12 protein-coding genes are annotated in these 15,399 nt (G+C 61.5%); 6 read left to right on the forward strand and 6 right to left on the reverse strand.

Features of this window, described 5'->3' with window-relative positions:
* Positions 1-74 precede the first annotated feature (74 nt).
* Positions 75-1,415 (reverse strand): aminomethyltransferase family protein, encoded by a 1,341-nt coding sequence (locus FJT57_RS01675; RefSeq protein WP_203229070.1) that lies wholly within the window; start codon positions 1,413-1,415, stop codon positions 75-77.
* Positions 1,416-1,797: 382 nt separating this feature from the next.
* Between FJT57_RS01675 and FJT57_RS01680 the strand changes: the two genes are divergently transcribed.
* Both FJT57_RS01680 and FJT57_RS01685 read left to right on the forward strand, forming a co-directional pair.
* Positions 1,798-2,604, forward strand: a complete 807-nt coding sequence (locus FJT57_RS01680; RefSeq protein WP_144901072.1) for an ABC transporter ATP-binding protein — start codon at positions 1,798-1,800, stop codon at positions 2,602-2,604.
* Between the two features lies 1 nt (position 2,605).
* On the forward strand, positions 2,606-3,394 hold the full coding sequence (locus FJT57_RS01685; protein ID WP_144901073.1) for an ABC transporter permease: 789 nt from the start codon (positions 2,606-2,608) through the stop codon (positions 3,392-3,394).
* A 598-nt stretch (positions 3,395-3,992) separates the two neighbouring features.
* On the opposite strand, the gene FJT57_RS01690 is transcribed toward FJT57_RS01685, so the two are convergent.
* Positions 3,993-5,405: an MATE family efflux transporter gene (locus tag FJT57_RS01690; protein ID WP_144901074.1), complete on the reverse strand. Its 1,413-nt coding sequence runs from the start codon at positions 5,403-5,405 to the stop codon at positions 3,993-3,995.
* Positions 5,406-5,776: 371 nt separating this feature from the next.
* Between FJT57_RS01690 and FJT57_RS01695 the strand changes: the two genes are divergently transcribed.
* From FJT57_RS01695 to FJT57_RS01705, 3 genes are all read left to right on the forward strand, one after another.
* The gene (locus tag FJT57_RS01695; RefSeq protein ID WP_144901075.1) at positions 5,777-7,174 is read left to right on the forward strand and encodes an SLC13 family permease; all 1,398 of its coding nucleotides are present in this window, start codon (positions 5,777-5,779) and stop codon (positions 7,172-7,174) included.
* Between the two features lie 86 nt (positions 7,175-7,260).
* Positions 7,261-8,931, forward strand: coding sequence for an aldehyde ferredoxin oxidoreductase family protein (locus tag FJT57_RS01700; RefSeq protein ID WP_144901076.1), 1,671 nt, complete (start codon positions 7,261-7,263; stop codon positions 8,929-8,931).
* A gap of 226 nt (positions 8,932-9,157) precedes the next feature.
* Positions 9,158-10,105, forward strand: a complete 948-nt coding sequence (locus tag FJT57_RS01705) for a VOC family protein (RefSeq protein ID WP_144901077.1) — start codon at positions 9,158-9,160, stop codon at positions 10,103-10,105.
* A gap of 47 nt (positions 10,106-10,152) precedes the next feature.
* Here the strand turns inward: FJT57_RS01705 and FJT57_RS01710 are convergent, their stop codons facing one another.
* The gene (locus FJT57_RS01710; protein ID WP_144901078.1) at positions 10,153-10,932 is read right to left on the reverse strand and encodes a 2-keto-4-pentenoate hydratase; all 780 of its coding nucleotides are present in this window, start codon (positions 10,930-10,932) and stop codon (positions 10,153-10,155) included.
* Positions 10,933-11,128: 196 nt separating this feature from the next.
* Between FJT57_RS01710 and FJT57_RS01715 the strand changes: the two genes are divergently transcribed.
* A complete protein-coding gene (locus FJT57_RS01715; protein ID WP_144901079.1) occupies positions 11,129-11,515 on the forward strand; it encodes a VOC family protein in 387 nt (128 codons plus the stop codon).
* Positions 11,516-11,575: 60 nt separating this feature from the next.
* Here the strand turns inward: FJT57_RS01715 and dmpG are convergent, their stop codons facing one another.
* From dmpG to FJT57_RS01730, 3 genes are all read right to left on the reverse strand, one after another.
* Complete coding sequence (dmpG, locus tag FJT57_RS01720; protein WP_144901080.1) at positions 11,576-12,625, reverse strand: 4-hydroxy-2-oxovalerate aldolase; 1,050 nt, start codon at positions 12,623-12,625, stop codon at positions 11,576-11,578.
* Entirely contained in the window at positions 12,618-13,562 is a 945-nt protein-coding gene (locus FJT57_RS01725; RefSeq protein WP_144901081.1) for an acetaldehyde dehydrogenase (acetylating), read from the reverse strand. Before FJT57_RS01725 ends, dmpG begins: the two co-directional genes overlap by 8 nt.
* A gap of 248 nt (positions 13,563-13,810) precedes the next feature.
* Positions 13,811-15,295 (reverse strand): aldehyde dehydrogenase family protein, encoded by a 1,485-nt coding sequence (locus FJT57_RS01730; protein ID WP_144901082.1) that lies wholly within the window; start codon positions 15,293-15,295, stop codon positions 13,811-13,813.
* Positions 15,296-15,399: the final 104 nt, after the last annotated feature.

Consider the following 15,399-nt stretch of genomic DNA (forward strand, 5'->3'; position numbering starts at 1 on the left):
ACGGTCACCGCGTTAACAAAGTCGACACGAGGGTTGAATCCCCAAATAATTGCGAATTTATCAAATTTATGTCATCACTGCGTGGGATCAGTCCGACGATTGTCTTCTTTATACGGGGCGGGGGCAACCGTTGCGCGAATTTCCATCGGTTCGTGCGAGTCTGTCGTCGGGCTTCGCGGGTTCTGTCCCTCTCCCCAGACGACCGTGACCTCCGTCCCGGGAACGCTCCAATCGACGTCGATCGTACACAACGAGAGCATCTCGCGGAAGTAATAGCTGTACCCACGGCACGTGGAAACACCGACGGCGCTGCCGTCTCCGACCACCGTATCGGCGATCATCGCTCGCTTCTGCTGATGAGGCATATCCATGTATTTGTGGTGGAGTCCCTCCTCGAAGAGGGACGCGTACGTCTCAATCACGTCGTCATCGTCCCACACCAACGTCACGATGGTTCGTTCCGGGTTCGCGAGTTCGGCTTCGAGCGCCTCGCGGCCGACGAAGTCGTGATCGAGAGCGATATTTCGATCCCATCCGAGTTCGACGGGTGTTCGATACCACGCACTGATATCGTCGGCATCGAAGCTCCCTTCGATCGGATAAGTGAGGATATCACGGGACGCGTGGGTGTCAACCCACGCTCTGAACTGCCCCATCTCCGGCGAAAAGATCGCCGGGATGTAATCGCGCCCTCGCGTCGGGAAGCACGCTTCGAGATGGTTGATCGACGACGTCCGTTCGCTCAACCGCTGAATCCCGTACTCCTCGCCGACTTCGACGATGGCGTCCCAGACGGCGTCGGCGTCCGCTGCCGGACCCTGTAACTCGAATCCGAGCTCTCCGGCCATTCCCATCCGGATGGCAGTCACCTCGACGTCGTCGATGGAAATCGTGTCGAAGTGGATAAACTCGATATCTTTCAACGGCTGATCAGTCAGTTCTTCGAGTACCTGAATCGAACGGGGCCCTTGTACCTGGAAGTTGAACGTATCTCGCCATTCCGCCTCGACGTCGAACTGACCGTCTCGGCCGACTTCGAGGTTGTATGCCGCCCAGTAACACGGGAGACCGTGTACGACGTACTCGTCCTCGCCGGTCCGAGCGAGAACTCCCTCCGCGATCACGTTGCCGTTCGCCGAGCACTGGATGAGGTGCTTCGCCTGTCCAATCTTAAACGAATCAAAGGTGTTCACTGACAGCCTGGAGAGCAGCTCTTCTGCGTCCTCCCCCTGCAGTCTGAGGTTTGCCAGGAACGACCAATCACCGATATAGCACGTCTCTTTCCAGGAAAGCTGTTCGTCGATCCAGTTCGTGAACTCCCTTCGCCCGCGCCGGAGCCCAAACGTTCGTCCGTTCGCCGCTCGCATCGTTGCCAGATGATCGTCTCCGGTACCGGATTCGTTGGGAGGGTTCATTCTATCGCATTGCTCCGCGTTCCCCGACCGAATAAAGATTCGGACTATCGAAGCGCGTGGAATTCTCCCGGAGCGTCTGTATCTGACCAGACCCAACCGTACGACACCGTACCGCCGACTGAGTATATATTAATAAATAGCTACTATCGCATACGCATTCCCATTGATGAGCGGGTTTTCTGCGAAGAACACAGAGTCTTTCGAATGCGTTTGGCGGTTATTTCTAATTGGAAAGTTCCTGACAATATGCCAACGATCGATAGTGGCACCCATAGAAAGATTATTATACGCAGTTCCTCTTGTGTGACGTGTTCACACGATCTATGTTCCACCAGTATACGTGCGAAAACATTCTACAGTTGACAGAACAACGAGGGTTGCAATGACGGCAGCAGAAGAAAACCAACCGTCCGCCGAATCATCGGGTACGTCAGTAGACACACTTGAGCTTCGCAACATTGTCAAACGCTTCGAGAAACCAGGACAGGGGGAAATCCTCGTTCTGGACGGCGTTGATCTGGATGTAGAAGGTGGGGCATTCGTCTCGCTGCTCGGCCCATCCGGGTGCGGGAAGACTACTCTGATGAACGTGATCTCCGGACTCGTTACGCAGGACCAAGGGACGATGCGCCGCGGGGGTCGAGACGTCGCACCGGGAGACCTCTCGCTCGGATATATCTTTCAGGAGCCGAGATTACTCAATTGGAAAACCGTCTCGGAAAACATCGAGTTTGCCCTCGAGGCCCGGGACATCCCCGAGTCGGAGTGGCAGGAGCGAACCGACCGGTACCTCGAAATGGTCGGGTTGGGCGACGAGGGAGACAACTATCCGACCCGACTCTCGGGGGGGATGAAACAGCGCGTCGCCATCGCTCGGGCGCTGGCCATCGAACCGGAGATCATTCTGATGGACGAACCGTTCAGCAGCCTCGACGAGATTACTGCCAGGGATCTGCGAGAGGAGTTACTCGACATCTGGAAACAGGAAGAGAAGACGATTCTATTCGTCACGCACGACATCAACGAAGCGGTGTTCCTCTCCGATTACATCTATATGATGAACACCCAGGGGGAGATGTTCGCCCGTCGGAACGTCAACATCGACCGCCCCCGCCAGTACGACGATCCGGCGATTGCACAGCGCGAGACGGAACTGTACAGAGAGTTCCACGAGAACGTGGTGCATTGAGATGAATCGGCTCCAACGATCGTCGTACACCGCCGCTTCGATCGCTGCGCTGCTAGCGCTGTGGTACGCCGGTGGCATCGCGTTCCCGGAGGTCCTCCCCGGACTGCCGGAAACGGTCTCGGCCCTCATCGTCGTACTCACGGAACCCGGACCGTACGGGAACATGTTCTACTTCCACGTGTGGAAGACCATCGAGATGCTGTTTGCCGCGCTCATCGTCTCGATGATCGCCGGAACGTTCCTCGGTATCGCACTCGGTCGAAACGAGACGCTGGAGAGCACGCTCTCGATGTGGATCTACGGATGGCTGGCGATTCCCTCGCTCGTGATCGTCTTCGTCTCGGCGATCTGGATCGGATTCAACGCTAACAGCGGATACTTCGCGGTCCCTGTCGTCATCACGCCGTTTATCGCGCTGAATATGTGGGAGGGCGCTCGCACCCTTGACACAGACCTCGCGGAAATGGCGGAATTCTTCGGTGCTGGGCGGATTCAAACGTTCAAAGATATCATCGTCCCACAGCTCGCTCCGTTTCTGTTCGCCAGCTTCCGTTCGGGCCTTTCGGTGGGTTGGAAGATCACTCTCCTCGTCGAGGCGTTCTTACTCACGCGGGGCGTCGGATTCATGTTCAAACGCTACTTCGACAACTACGACCTCCCGACGATGATGAGTTGGCTCATCATCTTCGTAATCTTCCTGATTATCGTCGAGTACGGCGTCCTGGCCCCGCTTCACGAGCGCGTGATGGAATGGCGACCAGATGCAGAAGGGGTGAGAGTCACGGAGTGAACATCGCATTTGAACCCTCGATCGCACGTCATCGACGGAGAACAGATCTAATCGGCTGCAAACACTGCAGCTTGTTGACAGCGGAAAGAGGTCAGTACGTGAACGGTGGACGAAATAGCAGTTCAACACATAACAGAGTATCCGCGATAAGTTGTGTGCTCCCAATTATCGAGGAAGACACGATGTGTTGAAACAGATTTTGGGCGGCAGGCGTAACAATCAGTCATCGTCTATTCCGAGAGGCGTTTTCAAAAGGATAACTGTCTGATATGGAAATTGCGGGAGTTTGACGCGACCGAACAGTTATGGGAATACGACATATGGTGCAATCTACTGTAGATACCGTATATACACACAGTATTTCGTCTAATCAGTGTACATATATTCCGAATTCACGAGCCGTATCAAAATAGATACGAGCCAGGATCCGGTAGATCTTCTCTGAAAGCTGTTTTCGCACTCGAAACGTACTAGGTTCGTGTGATAACTCTCATAGGAGCAGTGAAAACCGCACGGAGCCAGTGGACACGTCGCGTAGACCGAGACAATACGACTCACACGCAAACGGACGGTGGCAGCGGCCGATAACCCGGTCGGCTCAGTGGGCCTGTCGGATGGAGCGACTAATCGAGCGCCACGTCCCCGTTTGGTACCGGTAAAGCGTGATACCAGCCGGGACGCTGGTCTCGACGAGGAGCGCGAGATACAGGGCGGCGATGCCGAGCGACGTTACGACGGACAGGTACGCGACGGGGAGCGCGAACGCGTACAGACCGATCAACGAACCGTAGAACGGCCAGCTCGTATCACCGGCGCCACGGAGTGCTCCCGTCGCCGATCGATCGATTCCCAGGGCGATCGCCGCAACGGCACCGATGCGAACGAACGGGACGGTTTGTTCGATCGTGCCTGGATCGTTCGCGAACAGTCCCGCGATGGGGCGCGCGAACACGGCGACGAGGACTGCGAGAATCACGAAGGACAGAACCGTCAACCGGATGATTTCGCGGCCGTACGCGGCGGCAGTTCCCTCCGCATCGGAACCCAGATACCGCCCGACCAAACTGCTCGCGGCGATCGAGTAGCCCCACGCGAGACTGTTGACCAGATCTCTGATACGACGGCCGATTTCGAAGGCCGCGACCGTCGTCGGGCCGAATACGGCGGCGATCGCCAGCAGCGGGAAGACCACGACAGCCCGTGAGAGCTCCTGGAGAACGAGCGGCGTGCTCACCCGCAGTAACGGCCGGGCGAGATCGGGATCGAAGAACGAATCGCCGAGTGCGAAGCCCACGGGAATCGCCTCGGAGAACGGATACGAGCGCGCGTACAACCCCCAAAAGAACGTAATCGAAACCACCCCGGTCGCGATCGCCGTGCCGAGAGCGGCCCCTACGACACCCCAACCGAGCCCGAAAATAAACACGGCGTTGAGGAACACGTTGACGATCGCCCCACCGGTTCGAATGATCATCGGTGTGACCGTGTCGCCGATGCCCGCGAACACGCGGCTCGCGATCTTGGTGTAGAACTCGAAGACGAGTGCCGGTGCGAGAGTCGCGAGATACACGGCACCGTACTGGACCGTCTCTGAGCCCGCGCCCATTAGCGCGATAAGCGGCGTCGAGAAGAAGTAAAACGCGACTGCGAGCGGGATTCCGAACACGGTGGCCAGAACGTAGCTTTGGGTGATCGTTTGATCAGCACGTTCGGTATCGTCGCCCCCGTAATACTGCGAGACGAGGCTGATCGTCCCGCCGGAGATTCCGAGTGAGATCTTATTGCCGATCTGCCAGTACGCGTAGGCGAAGGCCAGTCCGGCGATCCCCGCAGGACCGACGGCGAGACCCACCATCGCCAGATCGACCGTCTGCTGGGACATCCGCGAGAACCCCGTGACGACGCGGGGCCACGCCAGATCGAACGTCGCCCGCAGCCGGTCACGCGCGATGACGTCCGCCCGTTCGAGTGCGTCGGCGATCCAATCGAACAGTCGCGATACGAGACCCATCAGCCACCGTCGGAATCGCGAGACAGGTCGCACGGAGGTTCACCACTCACCATCGGGTCGAACCCCAGGTGATCTAACTCGACCGCCGTGCGGATTTCTCTGGCCGCGGCTTTCCCCCGTGGCGCAGCCGTTGGCGTCGTCCCCTCCGCTTTCGCCGTCGTCGAGACACGCCGCTTTCGTGCGTTTCCGAGAGGCGTCCGTTTCGAACACGGCCGACAGACGGCGATGGTGCTGATAAATTTGTCGGGCACGTTGTCGGATTGACGATGCACCGTCGGGGAGCGTCGACCGAGACAGAACATATATACTACACATCATCGACATCCCGATATGGATCGATCGAGAACGAAGGCACAAGTTCACGCCGGAGGATGACGAGGACGCAGGACTGGTGGATCCCGACCCCGTCAGCGCTTTCGGTTCCCCTCGCGATCGTCGGGGCGGTCGCGGTCTACCTGGCCGCGCCGTTCGATCCGGCGGGTGCGACGATGCTGGCTATCACGACGCTGTGTATCGTCCTGTGGGTCGGTAATCTCATCACACCCGCCTACACCGGCGTGCTCGCGTTGGGACTCATCGGCTTCGCCTTCTCGCTGGATCTCGCGCTCACCGGGTTTCAGTCGCCGGCAACGTGGCTCATCGCGTTCGGTCTCGTTATGGGCGAGGCGACGCGGCGAAGCGGTCTCGCGGAGTGGGGCGGCCGCTGGGTCATCCACCGGACCACGCTCGACTCGCCGTCGAAGACCCCGAAGCGAACGTACCGTCGACTCTTAGTCGGGCTCTCGGTCGCGGGACTGTTACTCGTCTTGGTGATTCCCGTCGGCATCGTCCGCGTGCTCGTCCTCGCGCCCATCGTCTTGGAAGTGGGCGATCGATTCGACTCTCAGCGGGTCAAACTGGGGTTGTTCTTCGGCCCGATTCTGGTGACTTATCTCGGGGCGTACGCGATCCTCACCGGTGGTTCACCGAATATCATCGTCCTCGGCATCCTCGAATCGGTTGCCGGGATGTCGATCGCGTGGACTGAATGGTTCGTACTGATGTTTCCGGTGATGGGCCTCGGGCGACTGGTTTTAATCGTCGGTATCGTCTACGCGATGTATCGACCGCCGGATCGGCTGCAGATGGCGTCGGCGTCGGGTGAGCTGCCGCCGATGGCTGGCTCCGAGCGTCGGATGCTCGTGTTTCTCGCCGCTGGCGTCGCCGTCTGGGTGACGGATGCGATCCACGGATTCCACCCGGTGTTCGGCGCGCTGTTGGTCGTGGTCCTCGTGTTTCTCCCGCGCGTCGGCATCGCGGATTTCGAGGAGACCGTCGGCGACGTCGACTTCTCGATCCTGTTTTTCGTCGCCGCCGTGCTCGCGATCGGCGAGGGGCTGACGCAGACGAACGTCGCCGGAGCGCTCGCCGAACAGCTCCTCGCGCTCGTTCCGACGGACGCCTCGCTGTTCGTCATTCTCTCGATCGTGTTCGTCTCGACGGTGGTGCTGATGGTCGTTATGGGTGGGCTCGCGGCGGTGAGCGTCGCGACACCGATCGTCGTCGCGGTCGCCTCTGACGCTGGTGCCCCCCTCGTTCCGATGGTACTGGCGACGTCGGCAGCGCTCAGCGTTCCGTTCATTCCGTACCAATCGGCCGTGCTCGTGGTCATCCTCGCGTACGACATCGTCGACGCGACGGAGTTGATTCGGGTCGTCTCCGCGATCGCGCTGGCGACGGTGCTTCTGTTGATCCCGCTGCAACTCGGAATCCTGGCCATATTCGGGTGAAACCCACCGCCTGCGGGGACGTTGCCGTCGGCGCGATATCGACGATGTGCGACGGGTTTTTGTACTCGCTTACGTATCTATGTACGATGCTACACGCCAACGGTTCGCTGCTGACGGTCGACGTGGGAGACCGGACAGCGGAGACGACGAACATCGACGATGAACTGTCGGAGTTCATCGGCGGACGCGGCGTTTCGACGAAACTCGCACACGATCGGATCCCGTTCGACGCGGATCCCCTCGGCCCGGAGAACCGCGTCTATCTCGCGTCCGGTCCGCTCCAGCAGTCATCGATGAGCTTCACCGGTCGGATGAACATGACCGGCCTCTCCCCGCTGACCGACGGCCTTCTCTCCTCGAACGCCGGGGGCTATCTCTCCCGTAACTTCATCGGGACGGGCCACTCGGTCGTCGAGGTCGCAGGCGAGAGCGAGGAACTACTGGCCGTTCACGTGACCGACGAGGGCGTCGAGTTCGAGGAGGTCCCCGAACTGGAGGGCGCGACCGTCCCCGAGGTCACCGAAGAGATGAACGAACGGTACGGGCTCGAAAGCGAAAACCTCGTGTCGATCGGTCCCGCGGGCGAGAACGAGGTTCGGTTCGCCGCCGCGATGACCTACGACGAGCGCGCGTTCGGACGCGGCGGACTGGGGGCGATCCTGGGATCGAAGAACGTCAAGTGCCTCACTTTCGAGGGCGACTCCGCACCCGATATCGAACTGCCCAACGAGGACGTGCAGATGGACGTGCACCGCCAGGCGGCGACGAGCGACGACATCTTCCGCCGTCAGGGGACGACTCACCTCGTACAGATCCTCAACGACAACTTCTCGCTGCCGACGCGGTACTTCTCGGAGATGTCCTTCGAGCACGCCGAGAAGATCAACGGCGATCGCGTCGAGGAGAAGAAGTACAAGAAGGCGGCGTGTTCGGTCTGTGCATTCGCCTGTAAGCTTCCGACCCGCGACGAAGCGACCGGTTTGGAGACCGAAGGCCCCGAGTTCGAGACCGTGATGGCCTTCGGCAGCAACTCCGAAGTCGGCGACATCGTCGAGATTATGAAGTCCAACCAGCTCTGCGACGACCTCGGGATGGACTCCATCTCCTGCGGCAACACCATCGCCGCCTACCTCGCCAGCGAGGACGAGTTCGGCAACGTCGAGTTGATCCACGAGCTCATCGAGAAGATCGCCCACCGCGAGGGCGTCGGGGACACGCTCGCCGAGGGAATCGACCGCATCCACGAGGACCTCGGTGTCGAGAACTGGACGGTCAAAGGAATGGACTTCGCGGCCCACGACGGCCGCGTCGTTCACGGGCAGGGACTCTCCTACGCGGTGGCGAACCGCGGCGGCGACCACATGTACTCGACGATGATGATCCCCGAGTACAACGACGTCATTCCCGCCGAGGGCACCGCCGGGAAGGCCGACTTCCTCATCGACCACGAGAACCGCAACGCCGTGCGCGACAGCGCCGTCCTCTGCCAGTTCGGCCTCGGCCGCGTCATCGAGGAGGATGTCTTCGAGGCGCTCTTCGACGAACCGTACGAGGACATCCTCGCGGTCGGCGACCGTGTCGTCAACCTCGAGCGCCACTTCAGCAACCAGCGCGGTCGCGACGCCTCGGACGATTACCTGCCGTACGACCTGCCGGACCTCGAGTCCTCGATTCAGGAATACTACGAGCACCGCGGCTGGACCGACGACGGAATCGTCCCCGGCGACCTCGTCGCCGACTTCGCGCAAGCGGACTGACGTCGACTCCGTACCAGTGGACTGCGCGACGTTACACCGACGAATTGACTCCGGCTTTACACCGACGAATTGACCCCGGCATCATACCGACGAACCGAGATTCGACGCGCTGGCGACGACTGTCCGTTTCGATCCCTTTCGTCGCGGGCTGACACTCCGAATCTGATGATCCGATTCCTTGGAGGGATCGCTAAATGTATATAAGAGAACTACGAACGAATTCTGTATGGCAGAACTTGCCAAACTTGGACACATAGCGTTCGAGACGCCCGATCTCGAGGAGTCGCTGTGGTTCTTCCGGGACCTGATGGGAATGAAGGTCGTCGAGCGCGACGACGACACCGCGTATCTCTGTGCGCTTCGGGATTACGAGCACCACACGATGAGTCTCACGGAGGGCGAGCGGGGCGCGATCGATCACGTCGGACTTCGCGCGGCCGACCCCGAATCCGTCGAGGAGTACGCCGAAATCCTCGAGGAGAAGGGCTACGACGTCTGGTGGACCGAAGACGGTCACGAGGCGGGGATCGGCGACTCGATTATGTTCGAGACGGAGGCGGACCACCGCTTCGAGATCTACTACGAGATGGAGAAGCCGGACATCGACGGGAAGCAGCGCTCGAACATCCCGATGCGCCGGTACAGTCCGGAGTTCGCCAACCGGGTCTATCCGCAGCGGATCGATCACGCGCACGTCCAGGACGACACGCCTGAAGCGACCTCGGAACTCTTCGAGGAGGAGTTCGGAATGGGCCTCAACGAAGTCTTCAAATCGGCCGACGGCACCATTTGGGGCTGGTGGCACGCGACGACGCCGCTCCCGCACGACCTCGCCGTTCACCGTCTCGAAGAAGGCGAGGAGACGGAGTTCCACCACATCGCCTACCACCTCGACCACCTGCAGGACCTGTGGGACGCCGCCGATATCCTCGCGGAGAACAACGTCGAGATCGACGGTGGCCCTGGCAAGCACGCCATCACGAACGCGAACTACCTCTACGTCAAGGATCCCGCCAGCGGCATCCGCTTGGAACTGTTCGCCGGACCGGGCTACCTCAACTTCGAGCCGGACTGGGAGACGGTCGTCTGGCAGGAGAACATCGGCTCCGAGGACGACCACCAGTGGTTCGGGACGCAGTACAGTCTCGAGGGCGTTCCGTACACGGACCGCTGAGGTCGATCCCGGTCAGCCCGGGAATTCTTTCTCTTACCTTCGTACCCTTACTCGTCGGCGAGTCGAGCGTTCACCGTTCCGATCGACGTGAACTCCACTGACACGACGTCGCCCGGCGCGAGATCGACCGCGGGAGTCAGCGACCCGCTCAGAACGACGTGACCGGCCTCGATCTGCTCGTCCAGATCCGCGAGCGTATTCGCGAGCCACGCGACGGAGCGGGCGGGGTGATCGAGAACCGCCGCGCCGACGCCCGAGGACTCGAGCGTTCCGTTCTTGTAGAGCTTGACGCCCTCTAAGGAGAGGTCGGTGTCGGCGAGGCTGGTCTGTTCTCCCGCGACGTACAGCGCCGAGGAGGCGTTGTCCGCGATCGTGTCCTGAATGCGGATGTCCCAGTCTCGGACGCGGCTGTCGATGACTTCGACCACGGGAAGCACGGCGCTCGTCGCGTCGAGGACGTCGAGGTACGTGACCGGCGCTTCCAGCGACTCCTCCATCGCGAAGCCGATTTCGGGCTCGATCCGCGGTTGGATCAGATCCTCGCCGGGGATCTCGCGCCCCTCGACGAACATCGTATCGAGCAGGCGACCGAAGTCGGGCTCGTCGACGCCCAACTGCTCTTGGATCCCGTCGCTCGTCAGGCCGATCTTGTGGCCGACGATCTCCGCGCCGTCGTCGAGCCGCCGGTCGATAAACCGCGTCTGGATGTCGTAGGCGTCTTCCATCGAGACGTCGTGCTCGGCGGTGAGCCGCCCGATCGGTTCCTGCGTCCGCAGCGCCGAGTAGAGCGCTTCGGCCAACTCCTCGCGGGTGTCTTCTGCTGCCATAGGCTCGCTTCCGCCGGAGGCATCAAATAGGTTGGTGATCCGGTGGGCTGGTCGGTCGAGACGGTCGCGCCGGTCGAATCGTTCGCGACAGTCGGATCGATGGGGGCCGGTCGAACCGATTCTCTCCACGGAGACTCGGACCCGCCTCGAGATGGGGATCCCCGACATTTATGCGACACCCCGCCCGACCCCGACTATGGACGTCATTCACAGCGCCATCTGGGTTTCGGACATCGAACAGACGCTCGACTTCTACGTCGGGGAACTCGGTCTGGAGAAGACCAACGACTTCGTCGGCGGCGACGACGCCCGGAACGTCTACGTCCGCGGCGAGAGCGAGACGGAGATCCAGTTCAAGCACAAGCCGGATCACGACCTCGGCGAGCCGTCGACCCAGCGGTTCGACCACCTCGCGCTCGAAGTCGACGACACCGACGCGCTGGTCGAGCGGCTGACCGAGGAGACCGACAGCGAACTGCTCCGAGGACCGCTCGATTCGACGGGCGTCAGCGGGCGGATCGCGTTCATCACCGATCCGGACGGACACGTGATCGAACTGATCGAGCCCCGCGACGACCTCTGAGACGGTCGGCTCTTCTCAACAGTCAAAACGATCCGCGAACGAATGCTGAAAACGGGAGGTTCAGTCGTCCGACGCGGCTTCGGCGGCCGCGCCCGCGTCCCGCTCCTCGGCGAGTCGCGAGGCGACGTCGGTGATCAGGTCCTCCTGACCGCCGACGACCTCCATCTCACCGAGTTTGACCAGGATCTCGCGGGGATCGAGGTCGTACTTCTTCCCCACACGGCGCGTGTGCCGGAGGAACGAGGAGTACACGCCCGCGTAGCCGAGCATCAGCGAATCGTTATCGAGTTTCGGCATCTCGTCGTCGTCGATCATCGGCACGAGGACGTCCTCCGCGGCGTCCATCACGCCGAAGAAGTCCGGGTTGATGTCGTAGCCCGCCTTCTCTAAGACGCCGACGAGCACTTCGATCTGTGCGTTGCCCGATCCGGCACCGAGGCCGCGGAGACAGCCGTCGGTCGTCACCGCCCCCTCTTCCAGCGCGGCGAGCGTGTTTCCGATGCCGAGTCCGAGGTTGTTGTGCGCGTGGAAGCCGACGTCGATCGAGAGTTCGTCGACGAGAAGGCTAATGCGCTCGCGGACGTCGGTGGGGAGCAGCGCGCCCGCCGAATCCATCAGGTAGACGGCGTCCGCGCCGTACTCCTCCATCAGCTTCGCCTCCTCGAGGATCCGTTCCGGTCCCGCCATATGCGAGAGCATCAGGAGGCCATTGGCCTCGATCCCGCGGTCTTTGACGTACTCGAAGTGGTCCTCGGAGACGTCCGCCTCGGTGACGTGGGTCGCGATCCGGCAGATGTCGGCCCCGCGGTCGACGGCCATATCGAGTTCCTCGACCGTTCCGATCCCCGGAAGGAGCAGCACCGAAAGCTGCGTGTCGGTGAGTTCCGGAACGACCGCGTCGAGATACTCCTCGGTGTCGGCCGCGGCGAAGCCGTAGTTAATCGAGGAGCCGCCCATCCCGTCGCCGTGGGAGACCTCGACGACGTCCATATTCGCGGCGTCGAGCGCGGCGGCCACCTCGGCCATCTCCTCGGGCGTGAACTGGTGGTCGACGGCGTGCATCCCGTCTCGGAGCGTCATATCGACGAGTCGGACGTCGGCGTCAGTCATCGCTCACACCTCCGATGGCGTCCGCGTCAACTGACTGCTGTGCGACCCGTTCCGCCGCGCCGAGTGCTGCGCTTGTCATAATGTCGAGATTACCCGCATAGGGCGGAAGATACTGTCCCTCGCCCTCGACTTCGAGCATCGTGGTGAGGATGATCGAGTCGCCGAGGTCGAAGGCGACGTCCGCTTGATCTTTCACCGTCGGTTCGAGCGTGACGTCGTAGCCGGGGACGTACCCCTGAACCTCGGACTCGATCCGCGAGACCGAGTCGCGAACCTCGTCGACGTCGGTGTCCTCGTGGACCATCGTGTAGACCGTGTTCCGCATCATAATCGGCGGTTCGGCGGGGTTGAGCGTGATGATCGCCTTTCCGCGATCGGCTCCGCCGACCTTCTCCAGGCCCGCGGCGGTCGTCTGCGTGAACTTGTCGATGTTCTTTCGCGTTCCCGGACCGGCGCTCTTCGAGGCGATATGCGAGAGCATCTCTGCGTATTCGACGTCCGCGACGCGGTCGACCGCGTGGACGAGCGGGATCGTCGCCTGCCCGCCGCAGGTGACCATATTGATGTTCTCGTGGCCGCTCGCGACGACCTCATCGGCGTTGACGACCGGGACGGTGTACGGGCCGATCGCCGCCGGTGTGAGATCGACGGCGAACAGACCCAGCTCCTCGTAGACCGGCGCGTGCTGCTCGTGGATGCCCGCGCTGGTGGCCTCGAAGACGAGGTCGAACTCGTCGGCGTACTCTTTGACGCTGTCGATACCGTCGGTGCCGACGTCGACGCCCTCGTCGACGGCCGCTTGGAGCCCCTCGCTCTCCTCGACCGGGAAGATTCCGATCATCCGCTGGAGGTCGATCTCCTCCCCGCGGTCGAGTATCTTGTACATCAGGTCGGTTCCGATGTTACCCGGACCGACGATCGCCGCATCTAACGACATATATTGGTATAAGAATCTATCGTACAAATAACTTCGCTTGCACCCGTATCAGACGGGCGTAATCCTCCGCGTTTCGGTGTTTTCGAGAAGAAAAGCCCGAGAAATCGGTACCGAAGATGCTCCGATACTGACAGCGCGGGAGAATGCGAAGTCGTAGATCGAGAGAGCGAGAGAACGCGAATCCTCAGACCGAGAGCGCGGGAGAACGCGAAGCCATAGTCCGTGAGTGCGGGGAAACCCGCGAATCTTCAGAAGAGATACTCGCGCGGTTCGCGCTGCACGGACGTCCACTTGGTCTCGGTGAACTCGTCGATGATCCACTTGCCGTTGTAGCGGCCGAGGCCCGACTCCTTCACGCCGCCGAAGGGAACGTGAGGTTCGACGTTCACCGGCTGGTCGTTGACGTGGATCATCCCGACGTCGATCCGGTCCGCGACGTCGCGAGCGCGACCCCGGTCGACGGAGTGGACCGAGCCAGCGAGGCCGTACTCGGTGGCGTTCGCGAGTTCGACCGCCTCGTCGTCGTCCGAGAAGGGGATGATCGGCGCGACGGGGCCGAAGTGCTCGTTGCACGCGGCGGCCATATCGTTCGTCACGTCGGTGATGACCGTCGGCTCGACGAACAGGCCGTCGGCCTCCCCTCCGGTGAGGACGGTTCCGCCCTCCTCGACCGTGCGATCGATATAGTCCAGCATCTCGTCCCGCTGGGACTCGTTGATGATCGGTCCGATGACGACGTCGTCGTCGGTGGGATCGCCGATCTTGAGTCCCGCGGCGCGCTCGGAGAGCCGTTCGGCGTATTCGTCGTAGATCGATTCGTGGACGAGGTGGCGGTTGATCGAGATACACACCTGTCCCTGGTTCCAGAACGAGCCGAACGTCCCGGCGGCGACGGCCTGGTCGAGATTGGCGTCTTCGAGGACGACGTGGGGGTTGTTGCCGCCGAGTTCCAGTGCGGGGAACGCGAAGTGTTTGATCGCGTTCTCGCCGACGAGTCGCCCCGCGCCGGTCGAACCGGTGAAGGCGATGACGTCGCAGTCGGGGTGTGCCGCGGTCCGGTCGCCAGCGACGGATCCCTTCCCGGTGACGACGTTGAGCACGCCCTCCGGAAGTCCGGCCTTCTCGAAGATCCTCGCGAGCAGCAGGCCGCCGGAGATCGACGACTCCTGAGCGGGCTTGAGGACGACGCTGTTCCCGAGAGCGATCGCGGGCGCGACCGCGCGAATCGAGAGCTTCAGCGGAACGTTCCACGGCGAGATCACGCCGACCACGCCCACGGGCTCCCGCTGGATGATGTTCTCCTTGCCGGGGATCTTCGATTGATTGTGCCCGCCCGACGAGCGGAACGCGAACGACGCCGCGTCGTGGACGAACGTCACGGTCCCGCCGTGTTCGATATCCTGTCGCGGTTTCGCCGCACCGGTCTCGACCGCCAGGATCTCTCTGATTTCGGCTTCGTATTCGTCGATTACGTTCGCCGCGCGGCGGACGACGGCGGCCCGCTCGTCGGGCGTCGTCTTGGCCCACGACTCCTGGGCGCGGGTCGCGGCCTCGAACGCGCGGTCGACGTCCTCGACCGTCCCCGCGGGGACGGACGTGATCGACTCCTGCGTCGTCGGGTTGCGGACGTCGATACCGTCTCTGTCGCCGGGGGCGATCCACTCGCCGTCGATGTAGAGCGCGTTCCAAGGCGCGTCGATGGAGATGTTTTGACCGTGATCGGGTTCTGACATACACTCGGAATGACGGGACCCACGAGTAAAATGATGTCGACCCCGGAACCGATTGTTCATTATACGTTGATCGTATAAGAGTAACCAGTATCAGTTACGCTCTT

The organism is Halobellus captivus (assembly GCF_007655485.1).
Classification (GTDB): domain Archaea; phylum Halobacteriota; class Halobacteria; order Halobacteriales; family Haloferacaceae; genus Haloquadratum; species Haloquadratum captivum.